The 20450-nt window shown below is 43.3% G+C and carries 19 protein-coding genes and 2 pseudogenes; 10 read left to right on the forward strand and 11 right to left on the reverse strand.

Annotated features, from left to right (window positions below; translation table 11 throughout):
- Positions 1-346: 346 nt before the first annotated feature.
- Positions 347-2017 carry a pentapeptide repeat-containing protein gene (locus tag CWB98_RS22920; RefSeq protein ID WP_171045737.1) on the reverse strand — a complete coding sequence of 557 codons (1671 nt, stop codon included), beginning with the start codon at positions 2015-2017 and terminating at the stop codon, positions 347-349.
- A 355-nt stretch (positions 2018-2372) separates the two neighbouring features.
- On the opposite strand from CWB98_RS22920, the gene CWB98_RS22925 reads away from it, so the two are divergent.
- Together CWB98_RS22925 and CWB98_RS22930 are read left to right on the forward strand one after the other, a co-directional pair.
- Entirely contained in the window at positions 2373-3452 is a 1080-nt protein-coding gene (locus tag CWB98_RS22925) for an esterase-like activity of phytase family protein (protein ID WP_138546914.1), read from the forward strand.
- 348 nt (positions 3453-3800) lie between these two features.
- Positions 3801-4256, forward strand: coding sequence for a hypothetical protein (locus CWB98_RS22930; RefSeq protein ID WP_138546915.1), 456 nt, complete (start codon positions 3801-3803; stop codon positions 4254-4256).
- Between the two features lie 138 nt (positions 4257-4394).
- Here CWB98_RS22930 and CWB98_RS22935 read toward each other — a convergent pair whose 3' ends face one another.
- On the reverse strand, positions 4395-6899 hold the full coding sequence (locus CWB98_RS22935; protein ID WP_138546916.1) for a GH92 family glycosyl hydrolase: 2505 nt from the start codon (positions 6897-6899) through the stop codon (positions 4395-4397).
- Positions 6900-7297: 398 nt separating this feature from the next.
- On the opposite strand from CWB98_RS22935, the gene CWB98_RS22940 reads away from it, so the two are divergent.
- The 3 genes from CWB98_RS22940 (at position 7298) to CWB98_RS22950 (ending at position 9944) form a co-directional block, all read left to right on the forward strand.
- Complete coding sequence (locus tag CWB98_RS22940) at positions 7298-8383, forward strand: 5-methyltetrahydropteroyltriglutamate--homocysteine methyltransferase (protein WP_138546917.1); 1086 nt, start codon at positions 7298-7300, stop codon at positions 8381-8383.
- A gap of 26 nt (positions 8384-8409) precedes the next feature.
- A complete protein-coding gene (locus CWB98_RS22945; RefSeq protein ID WP_138546918.1) occupies positions 8410-9399 on the forward strand; it encodes a sensor domain-containing diguanylate cyclase in 990 nt (329 codons plus the stop codon).
- 365 nt (positions 9400-9764) lie between these two features.
- Positions 9765-9944 (forward strand): hypothetical protein, encoded by a 180-nt coding sequence (locus tag CWB98_RS22950; protein WP_138546919.1) that lies wholly within the window; start codon positions 9765-9767, stop codon positions 9942-9944.
- 498 nt (positions 9945-10442) lie between these two features.
- Here the strand turns inward: CWB98_RS22950 and CWB98_RS22955 are convergent, their stop codons facing one another.
- The 3 genes from CWB98_RS22955 to CWB98_RS22965 all read right to left on the reverse strand — a co-directional run bounded on the left by CWB98_RS22955 (position 10443) and on the right by CWB98_RS22965 (position 11698).
- Positions 10443-10832, reverse strand: coding sequence for a hypothetical protein (locus CWB98_RS22955; protein ID WP_138546920.1), 390 nt, complete (start codon positions 10830-10832; stop codon positions 10443-10445).
- Between the two features lie 125 nt (positions 10833-10957).
- Positions 10958-11218, reverse strand: a complete 261-nt coding sequence (locus CWB98_RS22960) for a hypothetical protein (RefSeq protein ID WP_138546921.1) — start codon at positions 11216-11218, stop codon at positions 10958-10960.
- Positions 11219-11224: 6 nt separating this feature from the next.
- Positions 11225-11698 carry a L,D-transpeptidase family protein gene (locus CWB98_RS22965; protein ID WP_138546922.1) on the reverse strand — a complete coding sequence of 158 codons (474 nt, stop codon included), beginning with the start codon at positions 11696-11698 and terminating at the stop codon, positions 11225-11227.
- A 218-nt stretch (positions 11699-11916) separates the two neighbouring features.
- Here CWB98_RS22965 and CWB98_RS24525 point away from each other — a divergent pair.
- A pseudogene (locus CWB98_RS24525) lies at positions 11917-12160 on the forward strand (IS4 family transposase); the annotation flags it as partial.
- Between the two features lie 613 nt (positions 12161-12773).
- On the opposite strand, the gene CWB98_RS22970 reads toward CWB98_RS24525, so the two are convergent.
- The gene (locus CWB98_RS22970) at positions 12774-13115 is read right to left on the reverse strand and encodes a winged helix-turn-helix transcriptional regulator (RefSeq protein ID WP_138546923.1); all 342 of its coding nucleotides are present in this window, start codon (positions 13113-13115) and stop codon (positions 12774-12776) included.
- A 100-nt stretch (positions 13116-13215) separates the two neighbouring features.
- Here CWB98_RS22970 and CWB98_RS22975 point away from each other — a divergent pair, with 100 nt between their 5' ends.
- Positions 13216-13995, forward strand: coding sequence for an SDR family NAD(P)-dependent oxidoreductase (locus CWB98_RS22975; RefSeq protein ID WP_138546924.1), 780 nt, complete (start codon positions 13216-13218; stop codon positions 13993-13995).
- 25 nt (positions 13996-14020) lie between these two features.
- Complete coding sequence (locus CWB98_RS22980) at positions 14021-14683, forward strand: cupin domain-containing protein (protein ID WP_138546925.1); 663 nt, start codon at positions 14021-14023, stop codon at positions 14681-14683.
- 97 nt (positions 14684-14780) lie between these two features.
- Here the strand turns inward: CWB98_RS22980 and CWB98_RS22985 are convergent, their stop codons facing one another.
- Positions 14781-15233 (reverse strand): hypothetical protein, encoded by a 453-nt coding sequence (locus tag CWB98_RS22985; protein ID WP_138546926.1) that lies wholly within the window; start codon positions 15231-15233, stop codon positions 14781-14783.
- 115 nt (positions 15234-15348) lie between these two features.
- Complete coding sequence (locus tag CWB98_RS22990; RefSeq protein WP_138546927.1) at positions 15349-15720, reverse strand: hypothetical protein; 372 nt, start codon at positions 15718-15720, stop codon at positions 15349-15351.
- 398 nt (positions 15721-16118) lie between these two features.
- Between CWB98_RS22990 and CWB98_RS22995 the strand changes: the two are divergent.
- A pseudogene (locus CWB98_RS22995) lies at positions 16119-16264 on the forward strand (IS110 family transposase); the annotation flags it as partial.
- A 30-nt stretch (positions 16265-16294) separates the two neighbouring features.
- Here CWB98_RS22995 and CWB98_RS23000 read toward each other — a convergent pair.
- Positions 16295-17236: a DUF4435 domain-containing protein gene (locus tag CWB98_RS23000; protein WP_171045738.1), complete on the reverse strand. Its 942-nt coding sequence runs from the start codon at positions 17234-17236 to the stop codon at positions 16295-16297.
- A 1-nt stretch (position 17237) separates the two neighbouring features.
- On the reverse strand, positions 17238-18569 hold the full coding sequence (locus CWB98_RS23005) for an AAA family ATPase (RefSeq protein WP_138546929.1): 1332 nt from the start codon (positions 18567-18569) through the stop codon (positions 17238-17240).
- 625 nt (positions 18570-19194) lie between these two features.
- Here CWB98_RS23005 and CWB98_RS23010 point away from each other — a divergent pair.
- Positions 19195-19398 (forward strand): hypothetical protein, encoded by a 204-nt coding sequence (locus CWB98_RS23010; RefSeq protein WP_138546930.1) that lies wholly within the window; start codon positions 19195-19197, stop codon positions 19396-19398.
- A gap of 404 nt (positions 19399-19802) precedes the next feature.
- Here CWB98_RS23010 and CWB98_RS23015 read toward each other — a convergent pair whose 3' ends face one another.
- A complete protein-coding gene (locus tag CWB98_RS23015) occupies positions 19803-20393 on the reverse strand; it encodes a sensor histidine kinase (RefSeq protein ID WP_249364752.1) in 591 nt (196 codons plus the stop codon).
- Positions 20394-20450 lie beyond the last annotated feature (57 nt).

Consider the following 20450-nt stretch of genomic DNA (forward strand, 5'->3'; position numbering starts at 1 on the left):
GAGAAAATATCGTCGATAACATCGCTCTCGCGTCCTACTATCGCTGATACACCTACATCCTGTAGTCGAGGCAAAAATTTGCGAACTTATACCTTAAGTAAAGGCTCTAAATGAGAAATTTTTAACACCGTAAGCGACACATTTGCTCCTTCAAATTGAACAAGTATTAAGTGAAGTTGGTATAATATAAAACCCAATATCCAGCTGCTGATGCGCTTAGCAAAAACAGTGCAGGTGTGGCGTCCACATTTGCTCATGCTAACACGAACAACCAAGTATGTTCCTTTTTTGAACAGAATCCTATCTGCCCGATTCTTTCGACTCGTGTGCTAACACCGCACTCTACTCAAGGACACTTTAAATTATTGTTCTCACAGTACTCATTTCGTGATGTGATAGCTTCTTCACTGTGGACGTGCGCAAGTGAAGCCCAGGATTTCATGGGCATAGCATCACATAGTGCTTTAGAAACTATACGCGTTTGCGGACATGCTTTTAGTCTGGTGCTCACATAATCAGGCAGCCTTGTCTTGCTATCCCCACAAGCGTGAGACAACAAAGTATCGTCTAAACCAATTGCGCCTCTTAAATCTGCCCCTGACAGCACCAGGCTTGCTCTGTCAGATTCGGGGTTAACTACTGTTGCCCCCGTAAAATCTGCGCACGTTAATTGTGCATGACTGAAATTCACGTCATAGAGCGTTGCTCCTTGCCAGGAGGTATTTTCCAGGCTGGTATTGGCAAAATTCCCTGAAACTCCCAGCCCCTCATGCTTCCCGGCTCTATTGAATTGTGCGCTATCCAAATTGGCACAAGTAAAATAAACACCAAAAAGCTTAGAATCAGAGAAATTAACACCCGGTGCATATGCATGGTGCATATGAAGGCCAGTTATGTTTGCATTTTTAAATGATGCACCGTCCAATCGGGCACCACTCAACCTTACATGGAAAAGCGCTGCATAATCAAAACGAGTCGCTCTTGGTGTCACACCTGACTGACCACCACTGGCAATATCCCACTCAGTTCTCAAAGAAGCTCGCCCATTAGTTACGCATTTGCGATTACCAACAGGGCCCGTATTTGCTTCAAGTCCGCTCATCGAAGCATGTCCAAACCCGGCTCTGGTTAGATCTGCATTCCCTAAATTAGCATCAAATAGCTGTACTTCGTCGAACATAACATCCGCCAACTTGCTCTGGAACAAACTTGCACCAGATAGGTTAACAGAATCTAGAATGCTCTCACTACTGAATTCTGAAGATGCCAAATCGGCCTGTGAAAAGTTGCTGCCAGCCAGTCTTGCCCCTTTAAAGTTGGCGCCGAGCAAATCAAAAGAAGAGAAATTAAGCGCTTCTGCTTTTACGCCTTCAAAGTTTGCACCACGCAAATCAAAGCCCTTCACCTGCATTTCAAATAGTTCAGAAAGGGCTGCAGATCTAAGTGCCGGAGCGTGGTTTTGGCCATAAAATAATTTAACGTTCTCAGTTATCCGGGTAGCGCGATTATAGGATTTTTGCTCCTCAACCTGAACTTGCATGATTTCCAACTGACGCAATAATAATAACGTAGTTACTGTAGCTGTAAATGCCGCAATTAAACCAAGGATAGCCCCTATCATAAACCGGTTTGCATTGCTTGTGCTCCACCAGCTAACAAGCTCTTTCACGATATCGCTACTATGATTCAGGAATCCGGCTTTGTCTTTGGACAGTGCTGCATTTAAGGCGTTAAAGGCCGGTTCAACCGCAGCGTCTAAACTGGCTTCCACTTTCCACCCAAACAACCTAAACAGGTATTTGCGAAAAAGCACTAATATGGCAAACAGAAACAGCGCGGGTAATGCCAGAAGCATTGCGGATTGAGCCTGAGTCATAATTTCATCAAGCAACTCTTCCATCCCCTTATAATGAAGAAAGTGGCCCAAAGCCGCATGAAAGAATACACCAGCCAAAAATACAGGTAGTAACTTGAAAACTATGCCCATGATTATCCCTAACCGATTATTAACAAACAAACTGGGGGGCGAGTGCTTTTCCCCTCTACTAGACAACATAAAATTAACTCAACCTTGCCTTTATGGCCAGACCTTATTTATACCTCTCACCCTGACCAGGGCAAGTGCACACCCTCAGCCCGTTTGAAGACCAAAGGCGGCATGCCTGAAGCAAGCGGGCGATTAGTATCTGCCGAAGCGGTTTATTTTCACAAGCTCTGTCCCTTATCCACCCTGAAAGCTAATTTTTATCCACACTTTGGCCGATAGATGAGCTGAGCAATCATACCGTGCCACTTTTTTATCCCCTTTGTGATGCAAAGTTCATATTACCCGCGTATATTGCTTGGTTCTGTTTTTTTGTAGTAATGACATTATGCGCAGTTATGTATTTCTGGCCATGTTGGCCCCTGCTTTTGCACACTCAGCTGATATGCAGTTAAAGTATCTGGACGAGGTTATTGTTCCTGCTGACTTACAGGTCGATGGCGACAAGGTCGGTGGCTTATCCAGCATTGAGTACACCAATGGCAAATATTTGCTGATAGCAGATGACTCTAAGAAGCCGCGATATTTTCAGGCAAATATCAATATTAACGGCAAGAAAATTGAGCAGGTTCAATTCGAAAAGTCTTTACCTCTGGTAGATAAAAAAACATATTCAGCGGTTGTTGATCCTGAAAGTTTGCGCGTTGTCCCTGGCAGCAACGATATTATCTGGACCAGCGAAGGAAGTATAAAATACAAACACGCCCCCGCAATTTTTATGCAAACACGGCAAGGCCAGGTAAATTTCGAGCTGCCCACAATGTTCGATATCACCAAAAATTCCGGGCCAAGGCACAACGCGGTATTTGAAGGCTTAACGGTTGCGCATTCAGGTCAGGGAATATGGGTGTCTGCAGAAGGTGCATTGAAACAAGACGGTGAAGAATCCACCATTGAGCAAGGCAGCATGGTTCGTATCTCCTACTTTGATTTTGCCTCGAAAAAAATGCAAAAGCAGTTTGCTTATTATCTTGAGCCCATGGTCAACCGCCCCGAAGCAAAACCCGATGCATTTCGCACCACGGGTTTGGTTGAGATATTACAGGTTAATGAGCACCAGTTTTTAACAATGGAACGTTCATATACTTCAGGCATAGCGGACGGTGGCAATGATGTCAGCATCTACCTTGTAGATATAAAAGGCACAACTGACACCAGTCGAATGACATCATTAAAAAACCAAACTTTGCGCCCTGCCAGCAAGACTTTATTGCTGGATATGGCCACGATTAAACACCAACTGAACTCCAAACACATTGATAATCTTGAAGGCATGACCTTTGGGCCAGTGCTAGACAATGGCAAGCGAAGCTTACTGATGGTATCTGATGATAACTTTAACGTGCATGGTAAGCAGCTAAGTCAGATTTTATTATTTGAGGTTGAGACTGCCCAACCCCGACGTTAAGTCCATTAAGTGAGCGCCATTATTTTGCGAGCCCTGTTCGAACTTTATACACACCAGTGCTGAGCGCAACGGCAGATACGATACATGAATTTGACCTGAGCTCAGCTTCACTGGCTGGTGTGCAGTTCCTATCTGAAAAAGAAAATGTGACTCAGCCAAAAAGCTAAGCGTAGTCTGACGGCTGGGTTGCTCAAACGACATGAAACACTGAATCTGACCATTCGGTTTGCTGCTTAGATACTCCACCGCTGTTTCTCAGGGTGTACCCATAGGCTTGACTTACCCCTACTTTGATGTAACTTAGTTGTGAACCACGTAAACAAATAAAACACATAAAAGGAAATTGTTATGAAAGCTTATCTATTACTCGCCGCTATGGGTCTGGGTGTCATCAGTCTGTCAAGCCAGGCCGCGACCGTAGAATGTGTTATTAGCGGAACACCAACCCCTCAGGAATGGAGCAGCCCGGTATGTGCCAGTCCCACAACCTCAACGGCTTCTTCTGTTGTTTTTCGACTAAACACCAGTAAACCCGTAGCCGAAGTAAGCTGGACTTACCAGAGCCAGCATAGCGGCCGTTGGGATTGCAGAAATGGGCAATATTGCCGCTTTAGTAACTACTCTTCATCGCCCAGTGGCAGTGCAGAAGCTTGCGCAACCAGAGTATTATATAAGGACGGAACATGGGAAAACCTGAACAGCTGTGCTTATGGTTCTTACTGGCATGGCTCAGGCCCAATTTTGAAGCCATTCAACGTCGATGTACCTGAAGCGGCTTTTTCATCCGAGCAATTAATCGACTAATACTCTGAATAACAACATTGTTATCAAATATTGATTTTAAAAACAAAAAGCCCCGCAGCTAACTACGGGGCTTTTTTGACACTATATTACACATCCTGAAAGGATTAGCCTTGCGTCGCTATTCCCTTCCATGCGTCCTTATCGAATAGAAGGCGCATAACTTGGTGGTCTGTTTTCAGGTGCCTGTCCAAATGCTTTGTTTGGCGTATCACTCAAAGTAAAGTCCAGTGTCACAGGCGTGTTGATATAAGCCTCATCAATCCAGCTATTCAACGTCGCTTTACCGTTTACTTTCAAAGCTTCAATGTAAATATGCTCATCCGAAGCCTGCGGCGCGTTCAGTGTTAAATTGCCTATTTTCGCCTTTTTAAACTGAGGGCTGGACAATACCAGATCTGCGCGGCCCGGATACTTAGGGTATAACCCCAGGCTGCTGAATACGTACCAGGATGACATCTGGCCCAGATCGTCCTGCCCGGGAATGCCATCAGGTGTATCCAGCCAAAGATCCTGCATTGTTTGACGCACAGTCTGCTGTGTTTTGTATGCCTCGCCAGTATGCAGATACATCCAGGGAGACAAGATCGATGGTTGGTTTGAAACATCGGAGAACTCAGCTGAATCGCGATACAGCACCCAGGTACCGTCAGGCTTGCGGAAATGACTATCAAGCCGCTGACTCATCGCCTGTTCACCGCCCAAGACTTTCGCAAGCCCTGCACCATCGTGCGGGATCATCCACAGGTATTGAGCCGGACTGCCCTCTACAAACAAGTGACCCGAGAACGGATCAAAGTCCCCCTTCCAGCTACCGTCTTTATTGCGCCCCTGAATATAGCCCAGTGACTCAGTTGCAGCCGGGTTGTAAATATTGCGCCAAAAACCCGCTTCGTTTACGAAACGAGATGCATCCTTGTGCTTATCCAGACGCGCTGCGAGTTGAGACAAAGAAAAGTAACTGGATGCTTGTTCAAGCGTTTCCGAAGCCCCTTCCCAGCTGTTTGATTGATCCGATATATAGCCCAATTGTTGCCACTGATCTAAAGAGGGCTTTTGACCGCGACAAAATACCGGACAACCAACATCAGATAAGTCAAACTCAGTCGGCTCGGTCGCGGCTTCGTAGAGAGAGTCATAGGCTCCGGCGACATCAAAATCATTCGCACCAAATGCCACAAAATTGGCAATCGCGATAGTCGATGGATCGCCACTCATCACGCCCGTTGGTCCGGCATTGTGGGTCCAGCGATCCCATATACCGTTAAACTGATTTGCCTGATTGAATAACGACTGAGCGATATCACTGCCACGCTTTTTGTCTAACAAAGTCACCAGCTGCAATTGAGAGCGATAGACATCCCAGCCGGAGAAATTGGCGTATTGCTGAGTTTGGCTCCCTTTGACCGAGTGGACCTGCTGATCAAACCCCATGTACTGGCCGTTTACGTCTGAAAACACATTGGGATGATATAAGCTGTGATACAAGGCCGTGTAAAACACGCTCAGCTTGCTGGTATCGTCAGACTCAACTTTCACTTTAGTGAGCTCTTCTTCCCAGGCGTTTTGCGCATTTTGACGCACTTGGGCAAAACTCTGTTCTGACTGTTCTTTTTGCAGGTTTTCGCGTGCATTGTCCAGACTCACGTATGAAATACCGACACGCATCTGTACCGTTTCTCCCGAGTTCATATCGATATCGACCCAGACTCCGGAGCCTTTTCCTATATCTGGCCAGCCATTATCGCCGTATCCCATTCCTCCTCGAGAGGAGTTCTGCCCGGCAAAAACCTCCGCATCTTTCCATGCGCCTGTGCCAGAAATAGGTTTATCCAACTTAGCAACAAAGTGCAAAGTGTAATAATCTCTGCGATTATATTCCCCCAGATAACCACAGAAGTTTCCGGAAGTTACGTACCCGGTAATTTCGCCCTTACTGGCGTTAACCTTTACATAAGCGTCGCCACTACCAAGCTGAGAGTAAGCCGTTCTGAATAGCAATTTAGCGTTATCGGCCTGTTCAAATGTAAAATTCGCGATACCGGTGCGGGTTGTCGCGGAAAGCTCTACGTTCACTCCATTGTCTAGCCCAACCTGATAGTAACCGGGCGTTGCCGTTTCATTATCATGACTAAAGCCGGCACTATAGTACGCGTTAATCGGATCAGTCGCGGGAGAAAAAGTTAACTCTTTAGTGAAAGGCATAACGGGAATATCACCGGACGCCCCCAGGCACCCGGTACCAGATAAGCGGGTAAAGGAGAAACCTTTTACACGACTAGCCTGATAGTTATAGCCACCGGGAGAAACGGGTACACGCTTCTTTTCTTCCCGAATCTTTTTTGAGATCCCTTCCGACTCCGCCAGTAAATCTTCCGTGTAGGCATGCTCAGGGCCAAAGTTAAACATACCAAATGGCACCAAAGCACCAGGAGAGACATTGCCCGCCTGCCTGTGATTATACGGGCCCTTAGTTCCGATTAAAGGGTCTACATATGATACAACATTAGACACAAAGTTTGATTGCGTGTTTAAGCTCTGTTTCGCATTCTTGTCTGCCGCACTGGGTGATTGCCCACACGCCACCAGGATAGCCGACGCAAGTGCAGCCAGGGCCAGATGTCTGGCTGGTTTATTTTGATTCATGACTGATTCCCACCAAATGGATCGTTCCAATTTTTGTTTTTGTAGTTTTCATCTGGCAAGTACACTGCCACTATTTTAGGTATTTGTACAAATTTAATGCGCTGGTTTAAGGATTATTAGCGATAACCTGCACTTTACAAGCAGCTCGGTTAGAGAGGAGAAATATATTTTGAATGACTTATCTTTGCGGACATACTTTGGAGCCCAATAAAATGCATACCCACTATTTATTATCTCACTTCCTTGCAAATACAGTGCTGTTAGATTCATCTCGACCTATACTGAGCTAAGTGCTTATCATTTGGCCAATATTAACACACTATAAGTACGAGCCTGTACGACACGCATTCGATCGATATTTGTTATTAAAAATAAACAACACAACAAGGTAATTTGCTATGTCAGGGGTACACATTCCTAGTGAACAAATTGGTTCTATTCCCAGAAACCGATGTTTGATAGACGCTTATAAAGACTACAAACAGGGAAAAATTAGCTATGCACACCTTAATGATATGGCAGAGCGGGAAACGTGCCAGGTGATCCGTGAATTAGAAAACCTGGGATGTGAGGTGGTGAGTGATGGCGAGCAACGAAAATTTGATGGCTTCGCTCATTATTGCCTGCATAACTCCCCTCGCTATTCGCAGCAGGGCTTATTGGTTGATTTTAATGACGGTCACACCCGAGTTTTTGCCCCGCACCTTAAGGTAGCCCCATTTCGCTATGAACACACTGCTGATGAATTTCTCGCTTTTGCGCTCAAACATGCAAATGTACCGGTCAAACAGGCAGTTATCTCTCCCTCTATGCTGAGCCTGGTGTATCCTCCTCAAGGAATTGACGGTTACGATCATGAGCGCTTTGTGGCCGATCTTGTCACCGAGCATGTCGGCGAAGTCAGGCGTTGCCTTGATCTGGGGGCACATAAAGTGCAGCTCGACTTCACCGAAGCCAGGCTCTCGTTGAAGCTTGATCCGTCTGGCCAGACGCTCAAGTCTTTTGTCGGGCTTATCAACAAATGCCTGTCTCACTTTAGTGATGAAGAAAGGCAGCGTATAGGCATTCATACCTGCCCTGGCGCCGACATTGACTCAACACACAGTGCCGACATCGACTATAAGTATCTGTTACCTACTCTGTTTGAAATTAATGCTGGTAACTTTTACGTCGCACTCAGGGGTGAAGCAAACCCTAAGAAAACGCTTAAGCTCATTAGTCGTATCCTTAAGCCCTTCCAGCGCGTTTTTATTGGCGTGATCAACCCAAATAGTACTGAGTTAGAAAGCCCCGAATCGGTCAGGGACTTGGTATTACTGGCCACTGAGTTTATTCCCGTTTCGCAGCTTGGTACCTGCGACGATTGTGGCTTTTCGCCATTTGCCGATGACAGCTCCACCACCAGAGAGTTAGTCTACAATAAAATAAGGTCCCGGCTTGCAGGGACAAAGCTGGCCGAAGAGCATCTTAATACAAAAATTTAGCAATCAGCCCAATAAATGGTTCGGATATGAGTTCAGTACCGCCACCTACATCAGATGATGAAAACCTCATCACCAGGCTCGAAGATGAGATACTGGCGTTGGAGTTAGAAAACAATCGGCTACAACAAATTCTGCGCGACAGCGAATATGACAGAAAAGCGCTTGCCGACATTCAAAAGCTCGCAAATGTGGGGACCTGGCGTCTGAACCACTTAACCTATGACGTCGAGCTGAGCGAAAAACTCACCGCGATGTTAGACATACCAGATGGAAAAAGCAGCATGCAATGGAGCGAGTTTATTACTGCACTAGACCCAAATGATGAACTGAAGCTCAAACAATCACTACGAGATGTATTTAGGGGCGGCAACGCAATAAATTTTGAACACACTGTCACCCGCTCGGACGGTTCACTTATTTACGTGCGGCACCACTGTGAAACCCACCTAAATGGCGTTGGTCAGCCGCTGGATTCAATAGGCCTGGTGCAGGACATAACACAGGACAAAGAAAGAGCGGCACAGTTAGAAGTACTGTCAAATAAAGATGATCTTACCTGCCTGTATAACAGAAGAAAAATGAATCAGGCACTGACTGAAGAATCCATCATCTGTATGGATAACGGCCTCCCTCTTAGCAGTATCTTGCTGGATTTAGACAACTTTAAACAAGTCAATGATCGGTTTGGGCACCATATTGGTGACGAAGTGCTGGTGCGTGTATCTGAAGCAATTCAAAACAGCCTGCGATTAAGCGATATCGCGTCTCGCTGGGGCGGTGAGGAATTTCTTATTCTGTGTCCCAATACAGCTCTTGGTGACGCGGAGTTCGTTGCCGAGCGCATTCGTCAGGCCATCGAGCACATTCAGCTATCATGCGATCACACAATTACCGCAAGTTTTGGCGTAGGTAGTTTGCGCTGTATTCAGGATCTGCCAGAGATGCTAAAGCGCATCGATATGGCACTCTATCAGGCCAAAAAGGCAGGCCGAAATTGTGTGCGTGCGATATGCTAAAGCTTTGAAAAATAGCCAGTTACAACCCTAAAACTGAAACGCAACAACGCCGTTTTTTACAAACCAGAGGTGTCAATACAGCCGCTCATTTACCATTAAAATCCCCATGAATACATAGGTAAGCACAAAAACACTCACGCCCAGTCGAAATCAATAGTTGGGTTATGATCATTGTGATTTTCCATATTATCAGCGCTTACATCTAGTGTTCTCGATTGCTCAAAAAAACAGCTTTAAATTATTACACAAATTAGGTAGGGTAAAGCCAAGCACTGATATTTATTAAGCACATGTTAACGCGTGAGCTGTGATCAGAGCTCTATTTATAGATTACCAATAATGTATCCGGAATAAGGAAATATAAAATGAAAGTACAACTGAAAAAGAAAAATCTAAAAACACTGAACAAAAGTAATCAACTCGCAAACCAGGCAACGCCGCAAGTTGCAGGTGGTGCAGAAGTCTCTATTTACCCAAAATGCATGCCAACAAACCCTGCTATTTGCTGGACAGATGGCACCTGGCACGGTTGTGTTCCTAGATAATCATCACAGATTATCGATAGCGCTTAGGCTTTTAGCCTAATCACCTGCGCCTTTGGGAGTAAGCTTTCATTGCTCTTTAAAGGTGCAGTTTTGAATGTGCACAGATAATTATCGATAGTCCAAATATTTATAGAAACACGTTTATGTAATGGTCACTCTGCCCGGGGAGTAAACAAGGTCCTTTTTCCGCAACTACTGGCCAAATCATTTCAATGTTGCTGTGTGGTCTTTGCCAGTTGCTGTAGCCCATTTAATAGCAACTCTGGTATCTCTTTCTGCTTCCTTGAGCAAATCATAGCAAGCAGCAGGAACGACCTCTGTTTTTACAGTCCTGAATAGCCTCTCCGACGATGCGGTGTTTTTCAAGTTAGTTCTCAACAATTACCCCGACGAATCATGCTCTGAGTGACACAATAGCGCAACGCGCCAAACCGCGTGTACATAGATACAGTACCACAGCCAAAAAAGGCTTATTTCCTGCTAGTCCAAACTAACTCTTCATGTTAATTTTTCTTCTTTTATTTCAATGAGAAATGTCAAAGCCAAATACGTTGAATGGTAAAAAAACGCTCCCATTTCAGTTGAAACATCCAAGTTTTCTCTTAAGTAAGAACCATAAAGCAATGCACAACCTATCCCTCCGTAGAAATACAACGCAAGCGAATAGATTTTATTCTTCCTCCTAAAAAATAAAGGTGCTGCGATAATCTTGTATAAAAAAGTTAGCTTAATAAAACACACTATAAAGAAAGTAGAATGATTAAAACTATCGTGAAGGTAGACGGTAACTTTCTCAGAAAAGAAATACACAGCATAATATAAAACACATAAAGCTGTAGCCTTGCTGATCACAAGTGCGATTTTATGCTCTTCATTTTCAGGCTCCATTCTTCCCCCGCACTTACTTGAACACATAGACAGAATACCATTTACCAGCCAATGAGAAGTGTGAATATTTTACAAGGCAATATGGACACTCCGGCGAAGCCGAGTCGACTGTTACGAGTCTGACTTTAAGGCTTTGCCAGGGCTTGTATATCCGAGATAGTCGTTAAGTTTTCAGTATCACTGAATTTAGGAGTAAAAACACTTTTACCATCTTTGTCAGCGTAGCTCCCCCAAATACATACAAGCCATCCATCTAGTGATTCTTCTGCATCTACAGGTATAGGGTGTGGTTTGTTATCCCATTTACCTTTTATATATAAACTTGATTTCTTGTCATTTTTCCCTTTGTATTCATGGAAAATATTCTTTTTATGGACTTGGTACATAACCCATTACCACTCAATGTTAATTCTTGTACCTACTTTAACCAGTTCCATAAACTCATCCATTTCTGAATTTGTTAAAGCTATGCACCCATCCGTCCAATTAAAGTTTTGCATTATTGGTGCTAACCACCCTAACCAGTTCTTTTGGCCATGAACCATTATGAAACCACCCGGCGATACACCTCTCTTCATCGCATTTTCTTTATCGATTTCGTTAGGGTAACTCACATGCATAGATCTGTAGAAAGACGAATCTTCCTTCTTATAATCTAACGTGTACATACCCTCAGGTGTTCTTTCATCACCTTCTTGTTGTTTATGACCTTTAGGGTTAGCACCAAATACTACATGGTATTCTTTTACGATTTCATCACCGTCGTACAAGTACATCTTGTTTTCAGATTTGTCGACTTTAACTAAATTGACTTCAGCATATGAAAGGCTGCTGAAAAATATAATAAATAATGCGATGTATTTCATGGTTTCCTTTGACATATCACGCCACACTCAACGGCATAAATTAAACTTGTTAGAATAGGCGAGGCACGAGCAAGTACAAGCAAGCTAATTTGTGTCCGCCTAAAAATGCCTTGCTCTGAGGAATCCCCAGATAATCATAATTAAAATCAATGTGATGGACACGCACGGCATTGTTTGATCTAATTTAATTCGTCAAAAACCAAATTGACAACAACACTATGCGTGATATCACTATCCTACACGATATGCTCAGAAAAAACTGCCCCAGATTCATGCGCTGCTGGCAACAGAGACTTTGCTCGATAGCAATCAACTTTCTCTTACTGACTTTCCATTGGCAAACAGGGGCGGAATATGAAAGGCCATGTCGCTGCAAAACACAACATTAAACGTATGGACCGACCACTTGGCAACACTGCCATGTATAATGACCGACTCGCTATTTACCGCTTTCATGGTCGCCAGAATAGACCGACCGAGCTCAGTGCCAAACTTGTATATCTTACTGGGCGGCTTCTCTTGGCTGCTTTGGGTGGCCGCCCACGAAACTTGATCACTTCGATTAATACCTGTTCGATTCACTGCAACAAGTACACGAAATCACAGATGAATGACTTGAATTTACAATTGTGGAAAGTCTCACGATGTGCAGAAAGACTTGATTCCAAGAGGCTATGTTGAGGCTGCATAATCCTATTAATCAGTAGTACTAAATTCGGTAGAGTTACATATGCATTTTCAACAGTCTAGAAAATACCAAGGACTAATGGACTACAAAAATAAAGAAACACAATACTATTTAGTGCGGTTGGTACGCCCAGAAGCCACTTTCCTATTTTGTTGCCACATAGTTTCATCGCAGTAAAACCAGAAGCCAGCCCGACAAACACTAGGGTTAATGTTAACTCAAAACTCAGACTTAAACTTAGAAAGCCATAAGCTATCAATGCTGCAAACACTGAGAGAGTGGCTAACGCTAAGATCTTGTATTTACTTTTCAATTTCATATGTCCCTAAGATGCATAACGCCCGCGTATTAAGCGCAAGCTCGCGAGCGTCCTAATTGATGTGCTTGTTATAGCTGATTTTCAATTTCATGTTGTAGTTTTTCAAGCTCATCAAGGACTTTCATAAACTTGGCCCCGAAATCAGTGACTTTGTACTCCACCCTCGGTGGCACCTCATTGTAAGAAATTCGCTCCAGGATCCCAAACTCCGTATTTTTACGCAGGCACTGGTTCAGCACTTTAGTGGTTAAACCTTCAATGCTGCGCACCATTTCGCCAGGCCGATTGATTCCATCAGCCAAGAGCTGATAAACCGTAAGAGACCATTTGCAGCCATAAATAGTCTCCACCATCTTTGCACTTTCAGTCGGTGCGGTTTTTCTCAAATATTTTTTTTCTCTATCTTTCATAAAGATGTACCAAAAAGTACCTACCTTACCAATTTGTACTTACTTTTTAACGCTAAGGTGATTCGATAAATTATCTCCGTACCTTAACATATATCGGAGAATATCTATGACAACTTCAAATATTGCACTAATCATTGGTGGTTCGAGCGGAATGGGCTTTGCAACAGCAAAGCAACTCGTCGCTCAAGGGAGCAGTGTTATTATCTTAGGCAACAACGCTGAAAAGCTGGAGTCGGCCAGGTCTGAGTTAACCGCAATAGCGAGTAATGACACTCATATTGAGACATTACAAGCCAATCTCTATGAGCAACAAGATGTTGACAGAGTCATTCAAGCGATAAACTCGGACGAAAGACATATCCAGTACCTTGTTAATTCAGCAGGTTACTTCAATCCGAAGCCTTATTTAGAGCACGGATTTGAGGATTATGATGCTTATGCTGCACTGAATCGGGCAACCTTCTTTATAAGCCAAGCCGTATCCCAAAATATGCGTAACAATGGCGGTGGCTCCATTGTTCATATTGGTTCAATGTGGGCTAAGCAGGCGATCAAGGCAACCCCTTCTTCTGCTTATTCCATGGCAAAAGCAGGGTTACACGCGTTAACGCAGCATATGGCAATGGAACTGGCCGACCATAATATTAGGGTCAATGCTGTGTCACCTGCAGTTGTAAAAACGCCAATTTACGAAACTTTTATCGATCCGGCAGAAGTGGACGATGCCCTTGCAGGTTTTGACAGTTTCCACCCTATTGGTCGTATTGGCACACCAGATGACGTTGCCAACGCTATCATGTTCCTGTTGAACGAGCGTGCAAGCTGGATAACAGGCGCGATTTGGGATGTTGACGGCGGTGTTATTGCTGGCAGAAATTAAGCAACAATCTTTATTGGAGGTCAGTATGACGACTTTAATCAATGCAGATTTCAAGCAACGTGTGGTAATTCAACCCACCGACTATAAGTGGGTTGATTCTCCGATGCCTGGCGTTGAGCGCATGATGCTTGATCGCGTTGGAGATGAAGTCGCACGAGCGACTTCTATCGTTCGTTACGCGCCATACTCAACGTTCTCGTCACATACTCATAGTGGTGGAGAAGAATTCTTAGTACTTGATGGTGTGTTTTCGGACGAGCATCAAAACTACGCAAAGGGGAGCTATGTGCGCAACCCAATTGGTACATCTCACACACCAAAAATAGGTAAAGAAGGTGCAACTATATTGGTAAAGCTACATCAATTTGACCAGGACGACACAGAACAAAAAGTGATAGACACTCAAACCCACCCGTGGCACCAAGGGCTTGTTGATGGGCTGACGGTAATGCCGTTGCATGAGTTTAAAGGTGAAAAGGTCGCGTTAGTAAAGTGGTCACCTCACACGCAATTTCAATTGCATACCCATTGGGGAGGAGAAGAAATCTTTGTATTAGAAGGCACGTTTTACGATGAGCATGGTCAATATCCCAAAGGCACCTGGCTTCGCAGCCCCCACATGAGCCAGCATACGCCTTTTACGAAAGAGGATGGCGCATTGATTTATGTGAAGGTGGGTCATTTGTAAATATGACGCAGCCATATGGGGCGTATGAATGCTTGGCTAAAATTTGCTAAGAATGAGCGCAAGCCAAGCGTTTTGCATCCCTTGGTTAAAGCGTTTGTCAGGTCGCGACTGCCTCTGCTTTACCAATTTCTTTTACGATTGGGCTTGCGCTACAAATAACCTCTAAACATTCGTCAGCAGTAACTATTAAGTGAGACCACTCACCATCATTTCCCATGAAAAAGGTAAGCGGGCTTTCTTTGTGCCAACCATGACCTTTTATTTTAAACGTATTTAATGTTGGTCGATTATTGCTCCAAATTTCTGTCAGACCGTGTTCGTCTAGACAACGAAAGCCATTTACAGATTCAAATAATAGCTCGTATATAGTTTGTGATTCTTCGTGAAATACACGAGCAACAAGCTCATGGCTTTCGTGTTTTGCGTCGCCTTTAATCAGGTACTTAACACCATTCGATTTTTCGAGAGTCCACTCTTTGGTACCCCAAGACAAATCGACTAACCACAAACTGCCATCTTCAAAAGGTGTTGGCCAACTCTCAAATTCCATATAGCTACCTTGTAACGCCCCAATAAGCAGCCCAGTAAGCGCCGCTACACTTGGTGGCGGCCTCGTGCCGACCCAGCGGCGCATACTCGGTCAGGCTTCATTGGATTGTTATGCGCTAGCCATTTAATTGCCAGCTTTCATTGCCTTGGCAGTCATGCTCTTTAATGAGCCGCTGCTCGACATCATTTATATTTTCGGAGTCATCGATGTTGCAAAGGAAGGATAAAGTGATTTTGTGGCCACTACGAGCCGCTTCAGCTAAGTGTCTATGCACTTTCCGATAACCTTCGGGATTTGACTTCCGGTATGGTCGATTTTGAAGGAGACGACGAACGTTACGCCTGTAATGCCTCCGAGGCCTTTTGCTGCCACCTTTAGCTTTGCCTACATAGCGACCTGTAAGGGCACCATCTTCGTCGTGGGTTTCCCACATGTAGATTAGCGCCTTGCCTTCATTTACTTTATTGGTGAGAGTTTCGAATTCCATATGTCGCATAACGCCAAATTAAGTAGTGAGCAACGCTACCACCTACCTAAACCATTGTGCCGTAAATACTAAAGCTGATTCAAACCAAAAATGCTAGGCATTACGAATCTGCTTAAATTTATTGTATGGATAATAGACCCATCAAATTTATCTATTTTACCGATTTAGGGTAAAGTGAGACCCAGGCTTTAGCTGCAACTAAAGCCTTCTTTTACAGTAGTTCGATTGAATGTTTGCTCCTCTATTGAGAGACCGGTAACAAGAATGAACGCAGTAAAAGACTCCAAGCACCACACTCGAACAGTCTACTGGGCCTCGAGCCCGCATTTTGCAAGCATGAGTTAGCTTATATGAATACAAAAACAAATCAAAGCATCAACATTGGTGAGAAATGGCTCGTTTTCAAGGCGCAATATCAAAAGCTGGTCACATCAGGAAAACCGAAAAAGTGGCCTTAATTGCCTGTGTTCGAAAGATGGTCGTTACCTTGAACTCGATGCTCAGAGACGGAACAATGTGGGAAGCGCCAATTGCTGAAATTTAGTTATTGACGCCATAGTCTCTTGTTAGCAGTTTATGCGGCACACTTAAATTTACTTAAATATTCAATTAAACAACTAGGGGTGATAGCGTATTGACTTAGCTCTGAATGAACATTTGCTTTTGATAATTGCAGCTTTACAAGAGTCTTTCTTGTAAATACAGTACTTACCTTTTTAGAACGCTCCTCTCTTAGCTGAACTAAAAACACCCTCAAGAATTCTAATTGTTGCTTACCTCTGAGTAGCTCTTCTAGACTTTTTTCGGATTGGCTAAAATATAGTTCTGAATCTGCATATTGTTCAGGTGTTACACTGAAAGAGTTAGGAAATAAGCTAGATACATTTCCACAATCATAAACAGCAGTAACTTCTGTCAAGCTTATAGAAACTAAATCTTCAATTTTTAGATTATTTAGGTTTAATTGCTTTGACTTATCATCAGTGGATTTTTCAATGATACGGTGTGATTTAATCCAAATATTGAAAGCAAGCATTATATTACAATACTCATTCAACCTGTCTTTGAAAATTGAAACCGCAGTTTCAAAATCATTAGTTTCACTACAAAATTCCGACATTCCAAATTCAGCAGTAATTATATTTTTGAAGGCTTCTACGTTGCTATAAAAGTTTTCAACTGCATAAGTAGGTGTGATATAAAAATCTTCTTCATTATCAATAACATCGTCGCCAAAATCATTATCTATGAAGAATGCTACTAAAGAGCTTTTATATTGGCTATGCGAACTAATTTTATCTCTCAATGAGGTAACGTTCTTTTTCCCTTTACAGTTAATTCCAGTCCATTTAATTTCGGGTAGAATAGAGTTTATACGTATAGAGAAATATTTTTCATCATCTCCTTCAAAGAAGCATACGAGAATATCCCTATGTCTAGAAACGGCTTTAATAAAGTCCATAAATTGCACTGAAATTGAACTTCTAGCTTCCCTTAAAGTATCAAGTCTGCTCAATTTATAGTTCCTCAACATACACTGCTAAGTCAGAGGCTGAGCTATCCAACTCATTATCAAAAATGAATGGAGAGTGCGTTGTACAGAACAAAAACTTACACTTTTTAGAATTGAGAATATGTGGCAGTAACTTTCTTTGCCACTCTATTGATAAAGAAAGCTCAGGTTCATCGAAGAAAATAGCTAAATCTTCACTTCGATCTAGGTACAAGCGAGCGAATAATGAAACTATTTGTTTTTCACCAGAAGACAGATTTTCCCAATCGACTGGTTTATTATTTTTCACGCGTACTACAGATATTGTGACATTACTTTCATTATATTGGATTTTTTTATCTACAAGATATTCATTACAAACATTTGTGAACTCTTGAATAGCTGAGTCATTATCCTTTTGCTGTTCATATACCTTTACTAGATTCGCTAAGAAATATACTAAATCATCATGTCCTTCTAGTATTTTTCCAGTATTTACTAACTCTATAATTTGTTCTTTATTTCTCGCAGGAATATTTTCTCCAATTCGATCTAGTACAATTTTTATAGCGTCTAAATTACTAACGCTAATATACATTTCTTCATCCACTTTAAAGCCTTCTACAAGCTGAGCAATCATCTCGCCATTAACTATTGAAAACCACTCAACGGATGAACTTAGAATTTCAGAAGTTATAGTTTTTATTCTTCGTCTGACATCACTCATGCCAAAGTTAATCTGATGATCATCTTTAATTTCTATATCATCATTCATTCCTAAGGTTTGCAGATCTTCTTCTACTCGTCGATATGTTGGGAGATATAATAAATTAAGGCTAAACTCACTTTTTATGCGACTAAAAACATCTTTAACGCCATCCATGTCAGGCATGTTATCGCCTAAATCAACCACCAACATTTTCAGCCAATGTCTAAGGTTATTTGGGCTAGCATCTAATTTTTTAAGACTTTGAATATATATTGGTAATTTTCTCAAGTCAGACCAATTAAGGGTCAAGGACAACTGAATTAATGTATAAACTGTTTGTTCAGAAAGATTACTCCTCAAATGGTGATATACGCCAGAGTTTCTTGCTTTTGACAAATCAAATGAAAGAGATTCTTTAGTAAGTTCAATTGGCTCGCCTTCATTAAACGTTACTGCTATTTTTGAAAAAGGCATTTTCCTTAAACGATCTAGATCTCCAGCCAATACAGAATAAAAAGCGTTTAGAACAGTTGTTTTTCCATAACCATTTTCAGCAACTATTATTTTAGTATTCGAGTCAAAATCAATAGAAACATTTCGCTCTTCATAGAGACCAAATATTTCAAACTTTCTAATCGAGAGTTCCATCTTAATCCTTTTATTGTATGTATATATTAAAATAAAAATTATTACTGCAAAACATAAATATATGCTCCAGCTTACAAAAACTGCTAACGCTTATTAGCGTGAATACCGGTTAGATCCAGTTCCTAAAACCGTACAGCTCCACAGCTAAATTATTTTATTCATAATAAGAACAACAAACTACCACTATTGTACTAGTCACTCAAGCCAAAATTGCTTTGTTTAAACCGAGCCTTGTTCATAGCGAGACTTGGGGTCTCGTTATGTAAAGCTACTAACTTATTGAATCTATATGAATTAAATCAGATCTTCACTTAAACGAGACCTTCAAGCGCGGAGAAAACGAGAAATTTGACATGGAAACCGACTACATTTGCTTATACCTGTATAAACAATCAGCATTTATGGTTGGGATTATTCATGACGTTTGAAATAATCATCTAGTTAAGTTTATCCAGGCTCGCACGCATTCGGGATGACAACGTTGTTTGGCAGTGACGGGGTTGTTTTATGATGGCTGGGTTATTTTTCAAGTGCGTCTGAGATGACAGAGTTGTTTGTGAGGTGCGTCTGGAACCTGACACTGCTGCGTGGTGTTTGAGTAGATCCCGGCTCGCACGCGTCCGGGATGACGGAGTTGTTTCAAAGTGGCGGCGTTGTTTGTGAGGCGACGGTGTTGTTTGGTCATGACAGAGTTGTTTATAAGGTGCGTCTGGAATCTCGCATTGCTGTGCGGTGTTTGAGTAGATCCCGGCTCGCACGCGTCCGGGATGACGGAGTTGTTTGTGAGGTGACGGAGTTGTTTGGTCGTGACAGAGTTGTTTGGTCGTGACAGAGTTGTTTATGAGGTGCGTCTGGAATCTGGCACTGCTGTGCGGTGTTTGAGTAGATCCCGGCTCGCACGCGTCCGGGATGACGGAGTTGTTTGGTAGGTGATGTTGGTGAGGTGCGCCTGGAACCGGGCACTGCTGCGCGGTATTTGAGTAGATCCCGGCTCGCAAGCGTCCGGGATGACGGAGTCGTTTGAAAGTGGCGGCGTTGTTTGTGAGGTGACGGTGTTGCTTGGTCGTGACAGAGTTGTTTATAAGGTGCGTCTGGAACTTGGCACTGCTGCGTGGTGTTTGAGTAGATCCCGGCTCGCAAGCGTCCGGGATGACGGAGTTGATTGTTAGATGCTCCAACAACCTAGCACTGCTGAGCGGTGTTTGAGTAGATCCCGGCTCACAACCGTTCGGGTTAAGCCTCTCGCTCCCCAAACACTACTTTAAAGCTTGCGCCGCCTTGCTCGTTTTTGCAGGTAACCGTAAGTTTGGCGTTGTGAAAGTCGACGACTTCTTTGACGATAGGCAGGCCCAGTCCACTGCCGCTCAGGGTAGATTGTTCCTGCCTACAGAAGCGCTCAAACAGGCGGTCGTAGAATTGCGACTGGATCCCGGGGCCGTTGTCGCTCACTTCCAGTTCAGTGGCACTCACTCTGACCTGAATCTTGGCATTGTCCTTTGAGTGTTTCAGGGCGTTTTCGACCAGGTTTTTAATCATAATATGCACGGCGGCTTTGTCTCCGAGGATCTGAGCTAAGCCTGGTTCCGTGTCCAGGCTTAGCTCTTTATCAAACTGTACTGCCAGCGGTGCCAGCATCATGCAAACTTCCTGTGCCAGAGCTGACAGGCTTACCGGTACCTTGTTGTACACCACAAAGTTTTGCGCGCGAGAGAGATCTAAGAGTTGCTGCACCACCCGACTCATATAGGCGACATCGTTGACGATTTCTTCGCGGATCTGGGGAGCAATATCGGCCAGCTGAACACCGAAGAATAACGGCGACACCCACCCTTACGTTCACCTAACCAATGAGGCTATGTGCTAAATTGAATTTGAAATATA

It is taken from the genome of Pseudoalteromonas rubra, assembly GCF_005887115.1.
In the GTDB taxonomy this organism is placed as follows: Bacteria; Pseudomonadota; Gammaproteobacteria; order Enterobacterales; family Alteromonadaceae; genus Pseudoalteromonas; species Pseudoalteromonas rubra_F.